The organism is Sphaerisporangium krabiense (genome assembly GCF_014200435.1).
Lineage (GTDB): Bacteria > Actinomycetota > Actinomycetes > Streptosporangiales > Streptosporangiaceae > Sphaerisporangium > Sphaerisporangium krabiense.
Map to the genome: position 1 here is coordinate 4,351,571 of NZ_JACHBR010000001.1, position 19,539 is coordinate 4,371,109.

At 73.4% G+C, this 19,539-nt stretch carries 17 protein-coding genes; 7 read left to right on the forward strand and 10 right to left on the reverse strand.

The window, feature by feature from the left end:
* The first annotated feature begins 3 nt into the window (after window positions 1-3).
* Entirely contained in the window at window positions 4-1,629 is a 1,626-nt protein-coding gene (locus BJ981_RS19290; protein WP_184612705.1) for a serine/threonine-protein kinase, read from the forward strand.
* Here BJ981_RS19290 and BJ981_RS19295 read toward each other — a convergent pair.
* Window positions 1,544-2,728: a helix-turn-helix domain-containing protein gene (locus BJ981_RS19295; RefSeq protein ID WP_184612706.1), complete on the reverse strand. Its 1,185-nt coding sequence runs from the start codon at window positions 2,726-2,728 to the stop codon at window positions 1,544-1,546. The genes BJ981_RS19290 and BJ981_RS19295 overlap by 86 nt on opposite strands.
* A gap of 461 nt (window positions 2,729-3,189) precedes the next feature.
* Between BJ981_RS19295 and BJ981_RS19300 the strand changes: the two genes are divergently transcribed.
* Window positions 3,190-4,323, forward strand: a complete 1,134-nt coding sequence (locus tag BJ981_RS19300) for an acetate and sugar kinases/Hsc70/actin family protein (protein WP_184612707.1) — start codon at window positions 3,190-3,192, stop codon at window positions 4,321-4,323.
* A gap of 127 nt (window positions 4,324-4,450) precedes the next feature.
* Here BJ981_RS19300 and BJ981_RS19305 read toward each other — a convergent pair whose 3' ends face one another.
* From BJ981_RS19305 to BJ981_RS19320, 4 genes are all read right to left on the reverse strand, one after another.
* Complete coding sequence (locus BJ981_RS19305; RefSeq protein WP_184612708.1) at window positions 4,451-4,795, reverse strand: TraR/DksA family transcriptional regulator; 345 nt, start codon at window positions 4,793-4,795, stop codon at window positions 4,451-4,453.
* A 155-nt stretch (window positions 4,796-4,950) separates the two neighbouring features.
* Window positions 4,951-5,742: a rod shape-determining protein gene (locus BJ981_RS19310; RefSeq protein WP_184612709.1), complete on the reverse strand. Its 792-nt coding sequence runs from the start codon at window positions 5,740-5,742 to the stop codon at window positions 4,951-4,953.
* Entirely contained in the window at window positions 5,739-6,062 is a 324-nt protein-coding gene (locus BJ981_RS19315; RefSeq protein ID WP_184612710.1) for a hypothetical protein, read from the reverse strand. The genes BJ981_RS19310 and BJ981_RS19315 overlap by 4 nt, the downstream gene beginning before the upstream one ends.
* A gap of 191 nt (window positions 6,063-6,253) precedes the next feature.
* On the reverse strand, window positions 6,254-6,628 hold the full coding sequence (locus BJ981_RS19320) for a hypothetical protein (protein WP_184612711.1): 375 nt from the start codon (window positions 6,626-6,628) through the stop codon (window positions 6,254-6,256).
* A 345-nt stretch (window positions 6,629-6,973) separates the two neighbouring features.
* Here BJ981_RS19320 and BJ981_RS19325 point away from each other — a divergent pair, with 345 nt between their 5' ends.
* Window positions 6,974-7,330: a hypothetical protein gene (locus tag BJ981_RS19325; RefSeq protein ID WP_184612712.1), complete on the forward strand. Its 357-nt coding sequence runs from the start codon at window positions 6,974-6,976 to the stop codon at window positions 7,328-7,330.
* A 34-nt stretch (window positions 7,331-7,364) separates the two neighbouring features.
* A complete protein-coding gene (secD, locus tag BJ981_RS19330) occupies window positions 7,365-9,611 on the forward strand; it encodes a protein translocase subunit SecD (protein ID WP_184612713.1) in 2,247 nt (748 codons plus the stop codon).
* A 46-nt stretch (window positions 9,612-9,657) separates the two neighbouring features.
* Here secD and BJ981_RS19335 read toward each other — a convergent pair whose 3' ends face one another.
* Window positions 9,658-10,398 (reverse strand): metallophosphoesterase family protein, encoded by a 741-nt coding sequence (locus BJ981_RS19335; RefSeq protein WP_184612714.1) that lies wholly within the window; start codon window positions 10,396-10,398, stop codon window positions 9,658-9,660.
* A gap of 301 nt (window positions 10,399-10,699) precedes the next feature.
* Between BJ981_RS19335 and BJ981_RS19340 the strand changes: the two genes are divergently transcribed.
* Together BJ981_RS19340 and alaS are read left to right on the forward strand one after the other, a co-directional pair.
* Window positions 10,700-12,046: a M20/M25/M40 family metallo-hydrolase gene (locus tag BJ981_RS19340; protein ID WP_204070261.1), complete on the forward strand. Its 1,347-nt coding sequence runs from the start codon at window positions 10,700-10,702 to the stop codon at window positions 12,044-12,046.
* 166 nt (window positions 12,047-12,212) lie between these two features.
* Window positions 12,213-14,870 (forward strand): alanine--tRNA ligase, encoded by a 2,658-nt coding sequence (alaS, locus tag BJ981_RS19345; RefSeq protein WP_184612716.1) that lies wholly within the window; start codon window positions 12,213-12,215, stop codon window positions 14,868-14,870.
* A 95-nt stretch (window positions 14,871-14,965) separates the two neighbouring features.
* On the opposite strand, the gene BJ981_RS19350 is transcribed toward alaS, so the two are convergent.
* Window positions 14,966-15,208 (reverse strand): hypothetical protein, encoded by a 243-nt coding sequence (locus tag BJ981_RS19350; protein ID WP_184612717.1) that lies wholly within the window; start codon window positions 15,206-15,208, stop codon window positions 14,966-14,968.
* 207 nt (window positions 15,209-15,415) lie between these two features.
* Between BJ981_RS19350 and BJ981_RS19355 the strand changes: the two genes are divergently transcribed.
* Window positions 15,416-16,624, forward strand: a complete 1,209-nt coding sequence (locus tag BJ981_RS19355) for an exonuclease domain-containing protein (protein WP_184612718.1) — start codon at window positions 15,416-15,418, stop codon at window positions 16,622-16,624.
* A gap of 12 nt (window positions 16,625-16,636) precedes the next feature.
* Here the strand turns inward: BJ981_RS19355 and BJ981_RS19360 are convergent, their stop codons facing one another.
* The 3 genes from BJ981_RS19360 to BJ981_RS19370 are packed head-to-tail and all read right to left on the reverse strand — an operon-like array spanning window position 16,637 to window position 19,488.
* Window positions 16,637-18,331 carry a DUF2326 domain-containing protein gene (locus BJ981_RS19360; protein ID WP_184612719.1) on the reverse strand — a complete coding sequence of 565 codons (1,695 nt, stop codon included), beginning with the start codon at window positions 18,329-18,331 and terminating at the stop codon, window positions 16,637-16,639.
* Window positions 18,321-18,572, reverse strand: a complete 252-nt coding sequence (locus BJ981_RS19365) for an ABC-three component system middle component 6 (protein WP_184612720.1) — start codon at window positions 18,570-18,572, stop codon at window positions 18,321-18,323. Before BJ981_RS19365 ends, BJ981_RS19360 begins: the two co-directional genes overlap by 11 nt.
* The gene (locus BJ981_RS19370) at window positions 18,556-19,488 is read right to left on the reverse strand and encodes an ABC-three component system protein (protein ID WP_184612721.1); all 933 of its coding nucleotides are present in this window, start codon (window positions 19,486-19,488) and stop codon (window positions 18,556-18,558) included. The genes BJ981_RS19365 and BJ981_RS19370 overlap by 17 nt, the downstream gene beginning before the upstream one ends.
* Between the last annotated feature and the right edge of the window lie 51 nt (window positions 19,489-19,539).

The window sequence follows — 19,539 nt, forward strand, 5'->3', positions numbered from 1 at the left end:
GGGATGCCGGGCGCACTGCATTCCACGGGCTGCCTGCTGGTCGTCGCCTGCCACGGCGACATCGCCGCCGTGCTCGCCCCGGTGATGCGGGAGGTCGAGACCCGGCTCCTGCTGTCTCCCATGCTCGGCGACTTCGTGGAGTTCCGCCCGCTCGACCTCGGCCCCCGCCCTCGGGAGGACCCCGGCGACCCGGCGGTGCGCGGGGACCCTCGCGGGGGCCTGCCTTCGGTGGTGGCGAGGGTCGTGGAGGAGCTCACGCGGCCGGCCAGTGGCGCGGGCGTGAACTACTTCGGGTTCGTGGTGATCGACTGGTCGGCCGAGGACGTGTCACGGCTGCTGGAGGGCTGCCGGGCCGACCCGACCATCGGCGCGCTCCCGTACCGGTCCCGCGGCATCGCGAGCGTGGGACGCGTGGACGGCGTGGTGCTGCCGTCCGCGGGCGCCTGGACCCACGGCACGCTGGCGGACGAGCTGCGGCGCTTCGCCGACGACCTGCTGCACCACTTCGCCGGCGGACAGGTCGCCGGCCTGAGCCCCGCCGACCTGGCGGTCCTGCGAAGCGCCCGCGAGCCCACCGCGGCCTTCGGGACCGTGCGCGGCCCGGCGGAGGCGGCCCGCGATGAGCTGGACCGGGTGCTCGACCTGCGTCCACGCCTGGACGAGGCGCCGTGGTTCCCACCCGTCGCGCCCGCCGAGGCGAACGGAGGGGAGGTCGTATCCGCCGAGCCGTACGGACCGGACGGGGGCGAGACGCCCGCCGGAACGGACGCGGCTCCGGACGGTGCGGCCGTTCGGCACGACGCCGGGGGACAGGGCGGCGAGGTCGTCAGGTGGGACGAGGCCGTGCCGCGTCCTGCGGTAGAGCCCGAGGCGGGGCGGATGGGGGCGTTGCGGCGTCTGGCCGGGCGGTTCCGGCGCGGCGGGGCCGATGCCGGTGAGGGACCGGCCCGCGCGCAGGCCGGTCCGCCGGGACCCGGCGCCGAGCGGCTGGCCTACCTGGTCCTCCTGGACGGCCCGAACGCCGTGGACACCCGGGTGTGGCGGCGCGGGCGGGACCTGGTGCTGGACGTCGCCGGGCGGCTGGCCGGGCGCCGGGAGGCCGCGTACCTGGTCCGCCTCCTGCCGGGCCCCGGGGACGGACCCGCGGGCGAGTTGACGCCCGCGCACGCGGTGGCCGCACGCATGATCAGGCGATCGCCGTGGTTCGACTTCGGACCGGCGCTCGCCCGGTTGCGCGTCCTCATGCGCCGCGACCTGGCCGCCGTGGACCCGGACCGATCGGACGGACCCGGTGAACCCCGGCGAGCGAAGGACACCGATGGCCCCGGCACGCCGGTCGTCGTGGTGTTCGCCGCGTACGTCCCCCTGGCCGACGCGGTCACCGTGGGGGAGTACACCGGCCTGGTGGGGGAGGCTCGTGTCGTGTGGGTTCTGCCCGACGGGGCGGCGCCGCTGCTGTCGGAGGACTTCACGCCGGACGGGGTGACCGTGCTCGGCGACCACCCCGACGCCGCCGAGGACGTCGCCGCTCTGATCGGGACGGTCACGCCGCCTCGTCACGGCGGCGCAGCTCCGCCACGATCGCCGCGCGGAGCGTCTCGGCCGCGGGGTGGGCCGGATAGCGACTGAGCAGCGAGGACAGCCTCTGGAGCTGGCCGGCCGCGGTGGCGGACCTGGTCTGGCGCGCGCAGGCGAGGGCGGTCGCGCCCGTCTCGATGGCACGTTCCACCTGCCCGGCCTCCGCGTGCGCCCGGGCCAGCCGCGCCCCGAAGAGGCCGCGCAGGCGCGCGCCGTACTCGGGCAGCTCCGCCACCGCCTTCTCCAGCACCTCGGCCGCCTCGCGGAACTCGCCGAAGCGGTAGAGGCACCACCCGTTCACCAGGGCGGTCGGGTCGAGGACGGTGGAGGGCCCGTAGGCGCCGGCGTGGAGCCCGCCGGCGCGCAGCGCCTCGCCCGAGGCGTCCAGGTGCGCCCGGCACGCCGCGCGCTCCCCGATCATGGCGTACGCCTGGGCGGCCCGGTGGTGCGCCAGCCCACGGGTGCGCGGCGCCGCGCCGTCGTGCCCGAGCGCGCGCTCGGCATACCCGAGGGCCTCCATCGCGTTGCCGGCGTACATCTTCATCTCGGCGTGCCGCACCATGGCGTACGCGACCGCGTCACGCTCACCGGCGCGTTCGCCCAGCCGGGCGGCCTCGTCGGTCAGCCGGACGGCCGCGTGCGCGTCGGCGGAGTCCTGCGCGAGCCAGCCGGCGAGCTCGGCGGCGCGCGCCGCCAGCGGCAGCAGCAGCTCGCCGCCGGGCCAGTCGGCGTAGTGGGCGGCCACCCGCATGATCGTGACGGCGTCCCGCGACGCCGGCAGCCCGAACCCGCCGGCTCCGTCCCGGTGGACCTGCGTGAACCGCTGTTCCAGGATCGCCAGGAGGTCCTCGACCGGACGCAGCGCCAGCGCGTCGCCGTACTCCACGGGGACGGGCGGCTCCGGGGGGACGGATGGTGGGACGTCCCGCTTGCCGGGGGTGTCCGGGACGAGTGACGCCAGCGTGCCGTTCGCGTCGAGCCTGGCGTCGCAGAGCCGCGCGAAGTCCGGCTGGACCGTACGCTCGCCGCGTTCGATGCGGCTCAGGTGGCTTGGGGAGGTATGCACGAGTTCCGCGACTGCCTGCAGGGTCAGCCCGCGCTCTTCTCTCAGGTTCCGGAGGGCGGCGCCGAATCTGGGGAAAATGCTCATGGGAGTCCTGACGGTAGCGACGCCGTCGGGCTGGGCCCCGTACCAGCCGGCCGCGTCGATCGTGCGGTCACTCTCAACATAAACGCTCATATACCGGCGTGGCTGCCCTTGGGGAAATCCAGGATAACCGCCGTATTTACCCCTTTTGTGCGGTCGTCTCGGGTTTGCGCAACACGGGCTGGGCTTGCGCAGGGACTCTCTCCTGGTGGCAGGCCGGTCGCGTCACGATCCTGTCCCTACGCGCTGTGCCGGGCGACGGCGGGATAGGGGGGCGGCAAATGGCGACAAGAAGCCATAAAGTCGTCGCCGCAGTTGAATTCCATGCAGACGGTACGCGATTCGCCTGGTCCGCCGTATCAGCGATAAATCATGACATGGAGCCGATAAACCGCACTTTCTCCGCATACCCTCCTGGATATCAGCATATCTCCCGCAAGCCCGGCCTCGGCGCACGCGACGAGATGCTCCGGCATGCCACGGCCCTCCTCAGCGAGGCGCGCGCCGCGGCCGTCAAGGCGATCAGCGCCGCCGGATACCGCGAACGCGACATCCGCTGGTGCCTCACCGTCCCCGCCGCCTGGCACGAGGACGGCGAGCGCGCCCTGCGGCGGGCCGCCGGGGACGCCGGGCTGCCCGCAGGCCAGGAGCGGCTGCTGCTGTGCCCCGAGCCGGAGGCCGCCGCGCTGTACTGCCATCTATGGATGACCGGGGGACCCGCCCGCGAACCGCTGGGCCCCGGTGCGAACGGGTCACGGTTCGTGGTGGTCCACTGCGGCGGCGGCACCGTCGGCCTCGCCGCGTACGAGACCTCCGGCGACGGCTCGGGGAGGATCGCGCTGCGCGAGATCGGCGAGCCCGCCGGCGGGCACGGGATCCTCGTACGGCCGCGCGAGGGGGAGGAGCTCCTCGACCGGGCCCTCGACGGCATCGTCGTACAGATCCGGACATATCTCGCCGAGCTCGGCCGGGAGGACGGGGCTCCGCTCCCCGAGACCCTGCTGCTCGTCGGCGGCTTCGCCGCCTCGCCCCACCTCCGGGCCCGCCTCCGGCGCGAGTTCGGCGCGGACCACCGGATCCTCGTGCCCCCGGACCCTTCGCGCGCCGTGGTCGAGGGCGCCGTCCACCTCGCCGCCCGGCCCGAGATCGTCATCGCGCGCAGGTCCCGCTACACCTACGGCTTCGAGATCGCCCTGCCGTGGGAGGAGCACCGGGACCCGCCGGCGCGGAGGATCCGCAGCGGCGAGGGGGAGGCGCTGTGCGCGGGGCGGTTCGAGATCGCGATCCGGCGCGGCGACGACGTCACGGCCGGCGCGCCGTTCCCGTACACCGTCTCGCCGACCCAGGTGGAGCAGACGTCGGTCCGGGTCCGGATGATGCGCACCCGCGACCCAGCCCCCCGCTACGCCGACGAGGAGGGCTGCGAGCAGATCGGCGAGCTGACCGTCGACGTCAACGGCTCCACCGGAAGACCTCTGAAGGAACGCGTCCTGCTCCTGCTCCTCTCCTTCGGCCCCTCCGGCGTCCGGGCGGAGGCCATCGACCCCATCACCGGCGAAAGATCCCAGCTCAGCACGTACCACCACCCCACACGCTGAGGTCCCCGGCACCTCGCCGCGCCGTTCGCGCCGTCGCCTCCCCGGTCGCGGGCCGGGGCCACGTGGTCGCAGGCCCCGGCCGTCGCCCCGCTGCGCGGACGTGTCCGGTCGCGTGGACGAAGCGAGATCAGGCGGCTTCGTAGCGGCGCTGGCAGTCGATGCAGCAGCGGGCCAGAGGGCGGATCTTGAGGCGGTCGAACGGGATGACGGTCTCGCAGTGGGTGCAGCGGCCGTACGTGCCCGCGGTGATCCGGTCCAGGGCCTGGGTGAGCTCGGCGATGGCCCGGTCGGCCGCGGTGAGGGAGACGAGCAGCTCCCGCCAGGTGTCGTCGGCCCCGCTGCCGGTCTGCGCCTCGGCCCGCAGGCCGAGCAGGTGACGGCTGCGCCGCTCCAATTGCTCCTGCAGATCCTGACGCAGCGCCTGCAACTGCACGCTGCTCAGGTGTGACGAGGGCCTGCGGGTGTCGGTCATGGCGAAGGTTCCTCTCTCAAGGTCTGACGTCGGATGGCACACAGAGCCGCCCGGGCGGGCGTCGCCCCGGGCCCGGACCGCTCGAGGGCAGCGGTCACCCAGGGACGGCGGTCGTCCCGAGTTGGTGTTCGTCCGAGATCGGTGGTCGTGCCGGGTCAGTGAGCGTGGCGGGTGAGTGTGCCGTGGCCGGTGAGGCGGGCCGCGAGGGCCGGTTGCAGGCACAGGCGGGTGAGGCCGCGGATGGTCGCGTGCTGGGGATCGGGCACGGCGCTGACCGGCATGCGGAGTGCCGTCCGCAGGCGGTGCAGCAGTTCGGCCTGCTGGGCGCCGCCCCCGGTGACCACCAGGCCGCCGGTGCGGACGGCCTGCCGTAGACGATCGGGTAACCCGCGCAGCAGGCCCGTGGTCATGGTGACGACGCCGTCCAGCGCGTAGGCGGGCAGCCCGGCGCTGGTCGTGGCGCTGAGCTGGAGCGCGGCGGCGTCGACGATCACACTGTCGCGGATGGCGACGGCCTCCACGATCCCCGCCCCCACGTCCAGCAGCAGCGACGGCCGGGAACCTGCCACGTCGAGGCCGGCGCCGACGGCCGCGGCCAGCGGCTCGTCCACCAGGGTCACCGCGCAGCCCGCCGCCTGAGCCACCACGGCGTGCAGCGTCCGGCGATCGTTCGGCGACGCGGCCACCGGCACCCCGGCCAGCACCCGCTCCACCGGCCGGTCGCCCGGCACCATGGCGTCCTGCATCACCAGGCGCAGCAGGCGCAGGCAGGCTTCCGGGTCGGTGACCATGCCGTGCCGGACGGGCCGCACCTGGCCCTCCACCCCGATGCCGGCCCGCCGGACGACCGACGACCGGTCGGCGATGGCGAACCCACCCGACCACAACGACCGGGTACGCGCCGTCCCCAGATCCAGCGCCACGAAGTCCCGCCGCGGGGCGGTCACGCCGGCGCCTTGCGGTGACGGGCGCCGGCGCAGCCCTCGCAGGCGGACCGTTCGGGCCACCGCCGCAGCTGCTCGAACGGGATCAACGCGCCGCAGCGCCCGCAGGTGCCGTAGCGGCCGCGGTTCATGCGCTCCAGCGCGGCCTCGATCGCGGCGACGCGGCCGCGCGCCGCGGCCCGGTGGGCGGGGTCGGCCACCGGGCGCGACTCCGCGACGGCGGTGGCGAGCTGGTCGTGCAGCAGTCCGCGCAGTTCCTCCAGCCGCGCCAGATGCCGCTCGTAGTTGCGCAGGTGGACGTGGACAGATGTGACGTTGGCCATGACAGGATCGGCTCCTAGCGTGCGCCCGTGACAGGGCCCGGCCTCGTCCGGCATGCGGGACCGTTCCGGCATGCGGGAGTGGCCGCGGCGACGTCTCCGGTCGCGGGGCGGGGGCACGAGGCGCGCGAACGCGGCCAGGCCCCACGGCACGCGGACGGCCGGAGACACCGGAAGGGATGGGAAGGCGTCGGCTAGGTCAGCGGCGGGCTGCGCGACCCCGCGGTGCGGTGCGCGAACTGCTGCGGATCACGGACGGCGTCCGTGCCGGAACGCGGCGACGCCTGCGGCGACGGATGGGCGGCCTGGCCGTCGCGCTCGCCGCGCAGCGGCGGCCACAGCGACAGCACATGGTGTTCACGCGTGTTGGCGGCCTGTGGCGGGAGGCTCGGCAGCTCCGTGTCCCAGGCGTCCTGATTCCATGACGTGCTGGAGGACAGCCCGCGAAGCTCCGTCCCCGCGCCGCTCCACTGCCGCGAGAAGCCGGCCAGCAGCAAGGACAGCAGGACCAGGCCCATCACGCCGACCAGCGCGATGGACCCTCTGGATGTTCTCCATGGCCCTGTCATAAGCCCGACCATAGCCCAGACAACGACAAAAGGCATGCCCACCCGGTTCCGCCGCCCAAAGGCCCGCGACGGGCCCTGGCGGCTCCGTGTCCCGCGGCTGAGGTGGCCCGCTCATGGGTGCGGGAACCCCCACGGCAAGGTACGGTGGCGCCCAACGGCACCTACGGGCCACAGCGCGGCCCTCGGACGCCGCCCCGCCGCCGGCCCCACGGGCGCGCGCGGCCACATCGCGGCCATCGGACCGCCCAAGCAACCGTCGGATCGCTCACGACCGACAACCACCACCACCCGCCGGCGAAACGGCGGATGGTGGTCGTTGAGCTCGCTCGCTGATCAGGAGGGGATGTGCGCAGGAGACTGCCCGCCGTTCTGCTCCTGGTCCTGTCGGTCTTCCTGCTGAGTCCGGCGCCCAACGGGGCGCACCCGGCCGCCACCACGGCCTCGGTGACCTTGTGGAGCGCGCCCGTCGCGCACGACAGTCCGGACGCCGTCGCGCCTCGCCTGCACGCCGTCCCCCCGCCCTTCCACGCCTCCGGCGGCGGCGCGCCCGCCGTGCCGCTGTGGCCGGTCGCCCCGGCCTCCCCCGAGGAGCCGGGCGCGGGCACGCGGCCCGTCACGGCCGCTCCGGCGCCGCACGCCGTGGCGCCGGAGTCGGTCGCGCGCCGCGCCCCGGCACGAGCTCCGCCCTCCACGACGCGCTGACGTCCCCTTTCTTCGACAGCCCGTGGAGGCTTCCATGTCACGTGCGCCTTTGTGGCGCGCGGTGGCGGCGTTCGTCGTCGTCGCCACCGCATTGCTCCTCACCGTCAGCATGTCGCCACGCCTGGGTCTGGATCTGCGCGGCGGCACGCAACTCGTCTTCGAGACCCGCGACTCTCCCACGGCCAAGGCCGACGGCGAGGCCACCGACCGCGCCCTGGACGTGCTGCGCCGCCGCGCCGACGCGCTCGGCGTGGTGGACCCGACGCTGGTCCGCTCCGGGGAGCGGCGCATCATCGTCGAGCTGCCCGGCGTGCTCGACCCCCGCCAGGCCGCCGAGGTCATCGGCAAGACCGCGCAGCTCACCTTCCACCCGGTGCTGGGGCAGGCGGACGGCTCCGGAGGAGCGGGGCAGGTGCTGGCGGACGAGTCCGGGCGGTCCCTGCGGGTCGGCCCCGCCGCGATCACCGGGGACGGGGTGGGCGACGCCGCCGCCAGGAACGACCCGCAGCTCGGACTGGGCTGGTCGGTCACCGTCGACTTCAGGAACGCCGCCGCGTGGCGGGACCTGACCGGCGCGGCCGCCTGCCACGATCCCGGCGACCCCCGGCGCCGCGTCGCGATCGTCCTGGACAACAAGATCATCTCCTCGCCGCAGGTCGACCCGAGCGTGCCCTGCCGCACCGGCATCCCCGGCGGATCCACCCAGATCAGCGGGTCGTTCACCTACCAGGAGGCAGAGGACCTCGCCGTGCTGATCAAGGGCGGCGCGCTGCCCGTCCCGCTCGACCTGATCGAGCAGCGCACCGTCGGCCCGACCCTCGGCGCGCAGGCCATCGAGGCCAGCGCCAAGGCGGGCGTCGCGGGCGTCCTGCTCACCGCGCTGTTCATCGCCGTCACCTACCGGCTGGTCGGGCTGCTGGCCACCGTCGCGCTCGCCGCGTACGGGCTCATCTCCTACGCCGCGCTCCTCGCCCTCGGCGCGACGCTCACCCTGCCGGGCCTGGCCGGGTTCGTGCTGGCCATCGGCATGGCGGTCGACGCCAACGTGCTGGTGTTCGAGCGGGCCCGCGAAGAGTACGCCCGCGCGCCGCGCCGAGGGTTGCGCGCCGCCCTCGCCCGCGGGTTCGCGGGCGCCTGGAGCGCCATCGCCGACTCCAACATCACCACGCTCCTGGCGGCCGGGCTGCTGTTCTGGCTGGCCTCCGGGCCGGTCCGCGGCTTCGGCGTGACGCTGGCCATCGGCGTGGTCGCCTCCCTCGTCTCGGCCATGCTCATCACCCGCGTCCTGACCCACCTGGTGATCGGCAGGACCGGCCCCCGCCTGTCCGGGCTGGCGACGCAGGGCCGGGTCAGGACCTGGATCACCCGGCGCGCCCCCGACCTGATGACCCCGGGCAGGCGCTGGCTCGCCCTGGCCGCCGCCCTGGTCGCCGTGGCGGTCTGCGGGCTGGTCGCCCACGGCCTGAACTTCGGCATCGAGTTCACCGGCGGCCGGATGATCGAGTACACCGCCACCCGGCCGATCGGCCCGGAGGCGGCGCGGCAGGCCGTGACCGAGGCCGGGCACGCCACGGCGAACGTCCAGACCTCCGGGACCACCGTCTCCGTACGGGCCGGGCAGATCAGCGCCGACGACGTGGCGCGCATCGAGCAGGCCCTCGACGCCCGGCTCGGCGAGGTGACCAAGCAGCGCGACGAGCTCATCGGCCCGAGCCTGGGCGAGGAACTGCGCCGCAACGCGCTCGTCGCGCTCGCCGTGGCGCTGGGGGCCCAGCTCGTCTACCTGGCCTTCAGGTTCCGCTGGACGTTCGGCGCCGCCGCGGTCCTGGCCCTGGTCGTGGACGTGGCCGCGGTCGCCGGCCTGTTCGCCTGGCTGGGCAAGCCGATCGACGGGGTCTTCCTGGCGGCCATGCTGACCATCGTCGGCTACTCGATCAACGACAAGGTGGTGGTCTTCGACCGCGTACGGGAACTGTGGCAGGCGGACAGACGGGCGCGCTTCCCCGCCATCGTCAACGCCGCGATCCTGCAGACCGTCCCGCGCACCGTGAACACCGGCCTCGGCGCCCTGTTCATCCTCGGCGCGCTGGCCGTCTTCGGCGGCGACACCCTGCGCGACTTCGCCATCGCCCTGATCGTCGGCATCGTGGCCGGCACCGCGTCGTCCTCCTTCGTGGCCGGCCCCCTGGCGATCGAACTCGAACGCACCAGCAAGCGCCCTCCACCCCAGCGACCCGCGCCGCGCACCCGCCGCCGCGAGGGCACGGGAGCCGTCGTGTAGACCGATCACGCCGCCTTGGCGGGAAGGCGGGCCGATCAGGGACGGGTCAGCGTCGCTCGGCTCTGGCGAACTCGGTGAGGGCTTCGGTGTCGGAGTAGGTGGTGGTGACGTACTCGGCGGTCCAGTCGCCGATGCCGGGGAAGGTGCTTTCGGTGAGCAGGCGGGTGGCGGTGGCGGCGGGGTCCAAGGGGGTGCGTCGTAGGGTCACCGCGCCGGTGGCGCCGTCCAGCAGGGCCCAGTGGGCGCCCGTCGTGCCGTAGGGCATGCCGACCGAGCCGGGGTTGACCACGAGCTTGCGGTCGACGAGGCGGACGAAGGGCATGTGGGTGTTGCCCAGGACCACGGTGTCGGCCGTGACGCCGGCCAGGACCTCCGTCCAGCGGGCGAGCGTGCTGTCGACCAGGATCATCTCGTCGTCACGGCGCGGGGTGGCGTGGACGAACAGCGTGGCGCCGAGCCGGTCCAGGTCCAGCACCTGACGGTCGGGGAGGGCGGCGAGCAGGGCGATCTGGTCGTCGCGGAGCCGCTCGGCCGCCCACTGGCTGATGGGGTACGGCGAGGGGCGGCCCTGGCGCGCCTCCACCAGCTCGCGGTCGGCGTTGCCGTTCACCCACAGCGCCCGCGGGCCCAGCGAGACCAGCAGGTCGAGCGTCTCCACCGGCTGGGGGCCCGCGGCCATGTCGCCGGTGAGCACGATCAGGTCGGCGGAGGCGACCTCGGGCTCGGCGAGCACGGCCTCCAGGGCGGGGAGCACTCCGTGGATGTCGGACAGGACGGCCAGGCGCATGCCCCCACTCTGCCCGCGAAGGCCGCCCGCGCGGGCCGGTGTTCGCGAGGGGCGATCGGCGGCGAGCGGACGCTGTGCCCGGCACGGCCGCTCGCGCGGGCCGGTGTTGGCGAGCGAGCGGGGCCGGGACGCGTTGGTCGGCCGGGGGGACAGGTTGACAGGGATCGCGGACTGGTGGGTGGACTTGGTGTCATATTGAAGATTGATTTGAGAGATGGAGAACCCCTCGAAGTCGCGGGCCGCGGCGAGTCGGCGCGCGTTTCTTTCCGCTTCCGCTGTTTCGGCCGCTGCCGTGCCGTTGATGGCGGGGCCGGCAGCGGCGGGTGACGGTCGTGTTCCGGGGCCGGGGCGTCCCGTCACACGGCAGCGGCCCGGCAAGGAGCTGCGCGAACTGCTGGCAGAGATCGACCCCGGCCGGATCGAGGCCACGGTGCGGCGGCTCGTCGGGTTCGGCACCCGGCACACGCTGTCGAGCCAGGACGACCCGGCGCGCGGCATCGGCGCGGCCACGGCCTGGGTGTACGCGCGGTTGCAGGCGGCCGCCGCCGCGTCGGACGGCCGCATGACCGTGGAACGGCAGTCGTTCGTCCAGCCGGTCTCCCCGCGCGTCCCCGCGCCCACCACGATCACCAACGTGGTCGCCACGCTGCGCGGCGACGCCTCCCCCGAGCGGGTGTACGTGGTGACCGGCCACCTGGACTCGCGGGTCACCGACGTCATGAACGCCACCGACGACGCCCCCGGCGCCGACGACGACGCCTCCGGGGTCGCGGTGGTGCTGGAGCTGGCCCGCGTCTTCGCCACCCGCCGCACCCGCGGCACGCTGGTGTTCGCCGCGGTCGCGGCGGAGGAACAGGGTTTGTACGGCTCGGCGCACATGGCCGCGCGGCTGAAGGCGGCGGGCGCGGACGTGCAGGCCATGTTCAGCAACGACATCGTGGGCGCCAGTTCGGGCTGGGACGGCACCCGTCCCGACCCGCGCACCGTGCGGCTGTTCGTCGAGGGCGTCCCCACCACCGAGACGCCGGCGGAGACGTCGATCCGGCAGTCGACCGGCGGCGAGAACGACGGCCCCTCGCGCCAGCTCGGCCGTTTCGTCCAGAACGTCGCGCAGAACGACGCGACCGGCATGGACGTGCGGGTGATCTGGCGGCGCGACCGGTTCCTGCGCGGCAGCGACCACATCTCGTTCCTGCGCGAGGGCTACCCGGCGGCGCGGTTCACCGAGCCGAGGGAGAACTACGACCACGAGCACCAGGACGTCCGCGTCGTGGACGGGGTGCAGTACGGCGACCTGGTGGAGTTCCTGGACTTCGGGTACATCGCCCGCGTGGCCAAGGTGAACGCGGCGACGCTCTACTCGCTGGCGCAGGGGCCGGGCACGCCGAAGAACGTCCGGATCCTCGCGGCGGACCTCGGCAACGACACCACCCTCGTGTGGGACCGCGGCACCGACGCCGGCCTGGCCGGGTACGAGGTGGTGTGGCGGGAGACCACGGCCCCCGACTGGACGCACGCCATCGACGTCGGCGACGTGACCAGGGCGACGATCGACATCCCCAAGGACGACGTCCAGTTCGGCCTCCGCGCCCGGGACCGCGACGGCCGGCGCGGCCCCGTCGCCTTCCCCAAGGTGGTGACCTCCTAGCGGCCACCCGCCGGTCCCGCGTCCGCGCCGCGGGGGAGCGATCCCCTGCGGCGCGGCGCGTTCCGGACGCGGCCGTAAATCGTTTGGACAGCGCGTTCGGGCGCGGGCCACCATGAGACATCCCGTGGCAGTCAGGGACCACCCGAGGTCAGAAAGGACCCCCCTCATGGAGTCGGCCGAGATCCGCCGCCGTTATCTGCGCTTCTTCTCGGAGCGCGCGCACGCCATCGTGCCGTCGGCGTCGCTGATCGCCGACGACCCCACCCTCCTTCTGGTCCCGGCCGGCATGGTCCCCTTCAAGCCGTACTTCCTCGGCGAGGCGAGGCCGCCGGGCCCGCGCCTGGTCAGCGTGCAGAAGTGCGTGCGCACGCCCGACATCGAGGAGGTCGGCAGGACCACCCGGCACGGCACCTTCTTCCAGATGTGCGGGAACTTCGCCTTCGGCGACTACTTCAAGGAAGGCGCCATCACCTACGCCTGGGAGCTGCTCACGACGTCCGTGGCGGACGGCGGCTACGGGCTCGACCCGGAACGGCTCTGGGTCACCGTGTACCTGGACGACGACGAGGCCGAGCGCATCTGGCGCGAGAAGATCGGCGTGCCCGCCGAGCGCGTCCAGCGTCTCGGCATGGGCCCGAACTTCTGGTCCATGGGCGTCCCCGGGCCGTGCGGCCCCTGCTCGGAGATCTCCTACGACCGCGGCCCCGAGTTCGGGCCGGAGGGCGGCCCCGCCGTCAACGACGAGCGGTACATGGAGCTGTGGAACCTCGTCTTCATGCAGTACGAGCGCGGCCCGGGCCAGGGCAAGGAGGACTTCCCGATCCTCGGCGAGCTGCCGTCGAAGAACATCGACACCGGCCTCGGGCTGGAACGCCTCGCCATGGTCCTGCAGGGCGTGCCCAACATGTTCGAGATCGACACCTCGCGCGTCGTGATCGACAGGGCCACCGAGCTGACCGGCGTCCGCTACGGCGCCGACGAGTCCTCCGACATCGCGCTGCGCGTGGTGTCCGACCATATGCGCACGTCGGTGATGCTGATCGGCGACGGCGTCGTCCCCGGCAACGAGGGCCGCGGCTACGTCCTGCGCCGCGTCATGCGCCGCGCGATCCGCACCGCCCGCCTGCTCGGCGCCACGGGCCCGGTCGTACGCGACCTGGTGGACACGGTCATCGGGTCGATGGGCGCGCAGTACCCCGAGCTCGTCGCCGACCGCGAGCGCGTCGAGACGGTCGCGCTCGCCGAGGAGGCGGCGTTCCTCAGGACGCTGAAGGCCGGCACGGCCATCCTGGACTCCTCGGTCGCCGAGACCAGGGCCCGGGGCGGCGCCGTCCTGTCCGGGGACGAGGCGTTCCAGCTTCACGACACCTGGGGCTTCCCGATCGACCTCACGCTGGAGATGGCGGCCGAGCAGGGCCTGTCGGTGGACGAGGACGGCTTCCGCCGCCTGATGAGGGAGCAGCGCGAGCGCGCCAAGGCCGACGCCAGGGCGAAGAAGACCGGCCACGCCGACCTGTCGGCCTACCGCGAGGTCGCCGGGCGCACCGACTTCACCGGGTACGCCGCGACCGAGGGCGAGGCGACGGTCGTCGGCCTGCTCGTGGACGGCGTCCCCTCGCCGGCCGCGGTCGAGGGCGACACGGTCGAGGTCGTCCTGGACCGCACGCCCTTCTACGCCGAGGGCGGGGGCCAGCTCGCCGACCAGGGCAGGATCCGGCTCGGCTCCGGCGCGGTGATCGAGGTCCACGACGTCCAGCGGCCGGTCCCCGGCGTGATCGTCCACAAGGGGGTCGTCCAGGTCGGCGAGGTGGCGGTCGGCGCGTCCGCCTACGCCGCGATCGACGTCGCGCGCCGCCGCGCCATCGCCCGCGCGCACACCGCCACCCACCTCACCCACCAGGCGCTGCGCGACGCCCTCGGCCCGGCCGCGTCCCAGGCGGGCTCGGAGAACGCGCCCGGCCGCTTCCGCTTCGACTTCGGGTCGCCCTCGGCGGTGCCCGGGTCGGTGCTGGCCGACGTCGAGCAGAAGATCAACGAGGTGCTGTCCCGCGAGCTGGACGTCGAGGCCGAGGCCATGAGCCTGGAGGAGGCCAGGTGGCAGGGCGCCATCGCCGAGTTCGGCGAGAAGTACGGCGAGCGGGTGCGCGTCGTCACGATCGGCGACTTCTCCAAGGAGCTGTGCGGCGGCACGCACGTGCGCAACACCGCCCAGCTCGGCCTCGTGAAGCTGCTCGGCGAGTCGTCGATCGGCTCGGGCGTGCGCCGCGTCGAGGCGCTGGTGGGCCTGGACGCCTACGGCTTCCTGGCCCGCGAGCACACGGTCGTCGCCCGGCTCCAGGACCTGGTCAAGGGCCGCGCCGAGGAACTGCCCGAGCGCGTCGCGGCGATGCTCGGCCGGCTCAGGGACGCGGAGAAGGAGATCGAGAAGTTCCGCGCCGAGAAGGTGCTGCGGGCGGGCGCGGGCCTCGCGCAGGGGGCCAAGGACGTCAAGGGCGTCGCGCTCGTCGTCGGGCGGGCCCCGGACGGCACGGACGCCGACGACCTGCGCACGCTGGTCTTCGACGTGCGCGACCGCCTGGGCGGCGGGCCGGCCGTGGTCGCCCTGTTCGCCGCGGCGAACGGCCGCCCGCTGACGGTCGTCGCCACCAACGAGGCCGCCCGGGAACGCGGCCTGGCCGCCGGCGAGCTGGTCCGCGCCGCGGCCGCGACGCTGGGCGGCGGCGGTGGCGGCAGGCCGGACGTCGCCCAGGGCGGCGGCCAGAACGTCGAGGCCATCCCCGAGGCGATGACGACCGTCGAGCGTTCGGTCACCGAGAAGGCGTGATCCTGCCGGGAGGGTCACGGCCCTGGCCGTTCCGGAAAGGTCCTTCCCGCGCAGGGACCGGCCGCGCGCGGCCGGTCCCTGCGCGGGTGGTGCGTCTAGTGCATCCAGAGCTCGTACCAGGTGCCGTATCCCGGGATCTGGTGGGCCTCGCAGATGTAGACGGGGCCGAAGATGACCGCCTTCTCCTTCCCGGCCTGATGGCAGGCGTCCAGGGTCGGATACAAGCCGAGGGAGAAGAATCCGGGCGGGCCCGCGAGAGCGGGTGTGGCGGGTCCGGCGAGCAGGCTCGTGATCGCCAGTGCCGCCGCGGCGGCCAGTGTGACAAGTCGTGCTTTCATGCCTGGCACTCCCTTGTTCTCCACACCGGAGCACCTGCCGGCTCGGCGCCGTCCGGGGTCCGGTCACGGTAAGTGCCCTGAACGTAACCCTTACTGTAAAGAAACTCAACAATTAACTTCGGGCCCCGATTTTCAAGCGGAATCTCCCCGATAAGGTGCGCGATCGGGGGGAATCCCAGGGATTGGTTCACCGAGAGGGGCCTGCCGATGCGCGAGCACGGGTACGCCGTGGTCGATGTGGAGACGACCGGGTTACGGCCGGGGTGGCATGACCGAATCGTGGAAGTGGGCGTCGTTCAGGTGGACGGCTCCGGGCGGGTCACCGGCGAGTGGGGCACGCTGGTCAACCCCGGGCGCGACCTCGGCCCGCAGCGCATCCACCGCATCTCCGCCGCCGACGTCCGCCACGCCCCGTCCTTCGCCGACGTCGCCGGCACGGTCGCGGACCTGCTGCGCGGGCGGGTCGTGTGCGCGCACAACCTGCCCTTCGACCTGCTGTTCCTGTCGAGCGAGTTCGCCCGCCTCGGGGTGGAGGCGCCGCTGCGCCCGGAGGAGGGCGTGTGCACGATGCGGTGGGCGCCGCACTTCATGCCCGGGGCGCCGCGCAACCTCGCCGGGTGCTGCGCGCTCGCGGAGGTCGACCTGAGCGGCCACCACGACGCCGTCGTGGACGCCCGCGCCGCCGCCGGGCTGCTCGGCCACTACATCGCGCGCGCGGGGGAGCGGGTGCCGTGGCACGACCTCTTCGCGGCCTCGGCGGCGGCGCGCTGGCCCGGCCTGCCCGGTTCGGCGGCGGTCCCGGTGCGGCGCGGCGTGTCCGCCGACCGCGACACCCCTTTCCTGGAGCGCGTCCTGGACAGGATGCCGCGCGTCCCCGAGCCCGCCGTGGCCGACACCTACCTGGCCCTGCTCGACCAGGCGCTCCTGGACCACCACATCTCCCCGACCGAGGCCGACGCCCTGGTGGACTTCGCCGCCCTGATGGGGCTCGGCCGCGCCGACCTCGGCCGCCTGCACCTGGACTACCTGGCCGCGCTGGTCCGGGCGGCCAGGGCGGAGGGCGAGGTGACCGGCGCGCACCGCGAGGAGTTCGCCCACGTCACGCGCCTCCTCGGCCTGCCGGGCGACGCGGCCGCGCGGGTCGCGGCGGAGGAGGGACGGCCACGGCCGGGCGTGCCGTTCCGGCTGGAGCGGGGCGACATGGTGGCGTTCACCGGCGAGACCGAGGAGCAGCGGGCGGTGTGGGAGGAGCGCGCCCGCGCCGCCGGGTACGTCCCGCACCCGCGGGTGACCCGGCAGGTGCGGCTGCTGGTGGCCGCCGACCCCGACACGCTGTCGCGCAAGGCCCGCGCCGCCCGCGTCTATGGCGTGCCGATCGTCACCACCGAGGCGTTCCTGCGCATGACCGGCCGGTAGCGCTCGCCCGGGTCAGTAGCGCACGCCGAACAGGCCGCCGTCGTCGCGCGCCTCGGTCATCTCCGCGCACACGTGGTGGTCCAGGCCGGGACGGGTCCGCAGCGCGTCCTCCAACCGGTCGGAGTTGAGCGCCGTGACGTACTGCAGCCGCTCCGCGGCGCAGACCTCCGCGGCGAGCGCCAGCGCCGCGGCGACCTGGCCGGTGTCGACGTGCTCGAAGACGTGGCTGTCGTGGACCAGGAAGTCCGGGCCGTGCCCGGCGCGCTTGGCCGTCACCGCCATGCACAGGTCGAAGCAGAACAGCGCCATGCAGCGGACGCCGGACGTCGCGTTCCCGCCGATGGCGGGCGCGAACTTGTAGCCGGAGCGCCCCGCCTCGATGGTCAGCGCCGCCGGGCGCGCCTCGCCGTACAGGCGGCGCGCGAACGCGGCGAACATCCGCGAGACCTCCCTGACGTGGTCGCGCCGGTCGTGGAGGTCGGCGTTGATCTGCAGTTCCAGCTCGGCCGACCGCATCTGCAGGTGCCTGCTGCTGTTGCCCCAGCGCTCGACGATGGACCGGCGCTCGACCAGCTCGCTCAACCGGCCGTCCAGGACGGCGAGCTGCCGCTGCAGCTCGGCGTAGGTCTCGAACGCGCCGTCCGCCGTCAGCAGGCGCATCAGCTCGGCCCGCTCCCGGTCCAGGTCGGCGAGTTCGGCACGTTCGCGGGAGATCTCGCCGAGCAGCCGGACGCGCTCGGCCTCCAGGTACCCGCGCCGGTTGGCGACGACGGACCTGTGGAACGCCTCGACCTCCTCGAACCGCCGGACGACCTGGCCGGGGAGCGCGATGGCCAGCTCGTCGAAGACCTGGCGCAGGTAGCCGCGGTCGGGCAGGACGTCCCCGTCCTCGGAGATGGCGGCCTCGACGTCCTTGACGCCGCGCTCGGTGACCACCAGGTGGTCGTTGATCTCGCGGATCCTGCGGCTCAGCTCGTCGGCGCGCTCCCGGTGCCAGGCGTAACGGCCGGCGACGCGGAAGTCCACCATCTCGCCGGCCAGGGCCTCGCGCCGGTTCTGCAGCGCGCGGATCTGGGCGTCCAGGTCGTTGCCCCGGCCGAGGGCCATGCCCATGACGGACTCTTTGGCGATCTTCCGCAGCTCGCGCAGGTCGCGGCCGGTCTCGCTCACCTCGCGCACCTTCGTCACCAGGCCGACGTCCAGGGCGAACAGATGGGCCAGCATGGGCTGGGTGTCGATGACGCGCTGCTTGCGGTGCGTCTCGGTCGGCGAGGAGAACCCTCCGGCGGTGACGTCGCGCAGGTAGTAGGCCACCAGGGAGCGGAAGGACGGCTCGCCGCCCCCGCCCGTCAGCCCGAACAGGCCCTTGCCGAGGTAGCCGCGGAACTTCTGCAGCCGCATCGCCACCTCGTTGACCTGCGCCGACGCCAGGTTGCCCGCGCTGCGGGTGATCGTCCTCGGCTGGCCGAACAGGTCCAGGGTGAGGCCGAACTCCGCGTGCGCCAGCTCGGCGCGGCGCAGCGGATGCCCCGGGCGGACGTCGGCGCCGAGCAGGAAGTCCAGGACGCGGACGAAGCTGGTCTTGCCGACCGGGTTCCTGTCCTCCCTGCCGGCCGTCCTGCTCCTGCGGGCGACGGCGATGTTCAGGCCGTCTCGGAAGTCCGCCTCCTTGAACTCGGGGAGGTCGCTCTTGAGCTCATGCAGCACGGCTCTTCCTCATCAGCTCTCCATTACGCTGCTCGACGGCCCCGAGCGCGTAAAGGACGTCCAGGGCCAGCGAGAACCACCAGAACGGCAGTGCGGATCGCATTCCGCGGGCCGACCGCCACTCCAGCACCCGATCCCACACCACGCTCACGGTGCCGGGACGTTCGAGCTGGATCAATATCTGCGCACCGACGGCGAGCAGTGCCTGGTCGGTTGGTATGGCCTTAGAAGGAAGCAGCACGGCTTTGCTCCCCCGGCGCCTCGAATATCTCACATTTCTCGAAGAAATGGGTGACCACCATGAGGGCCGCGCTGCGCTGCTGCGCCTTGTCGGCGTACCCGCCGCCGCGGAACGCCTCGACGACCAGGTCGTCGCACAACGCGTGGAACACGGCGTCCGGCGATTCGAGGAGCGCGCGGTGCCCGGCGAAACGCGCCCGCAGGTTCTCCGAGACCTGGGCCTGTTCCCCGGGAGAGGCGAAGGTGAAGTAATAGCGGACGTGGCCGGTGTGCACCTGGAAACGCTTGATGAGATCGGCGACCTCGGGGCCGAAGCCGTTGTGCTCGATCTTCCCGTGCGCGACCTCGCCCACCGGGTCGAGCCCCGGGACCAGACGGGTCCTGGCCAGCGACTCTACGCACCGCGCGATGTAGCTCATGCCCGCGGGATGGTCCGACGGCGGCGAGCCGGTGATCGTCGCGAGCCGCTCGCGCGGCAGGAAGGCGCAGTGGTTCCACAGGACCTGGGGCGGCCACACCTCGATGCGCACGGACCCGCGATGCTGGCGGCGTAGTTCGATGACGGCGCGGGCCGCCATTTCGGGCAGTCCATTCGCGTTGTTGTGTACGAACGCCCACCTGTCCATGCTGTCACCCCAGTATTTCAACGCCGTGGTGAAATCAGTCTCGATCTTCCTCGTCACGTAACGCTGATTCGGATTCCCCGCCCCGTAGCAGGCCAGCATGAGACCGCCGACCCATCCGTCACATCCTTTGTCCCCGCGCCCGGAGGGGTCGACCGCCACGAAGTCGCCAGGATGAACCGCGTGCATGAGGTCATTGACGAACGCCTGCCATTCGAAGCCGGTCTTCCTGGTCGACAGAGATATGAACTGACTGTGGAACCAGGCCCTGTCCTGGTCGTCGTGTGAACTCATCGGTTCCTCGGGTACGCGCATATCGGCTGCGCCCACTAGGCCCTGACCTGA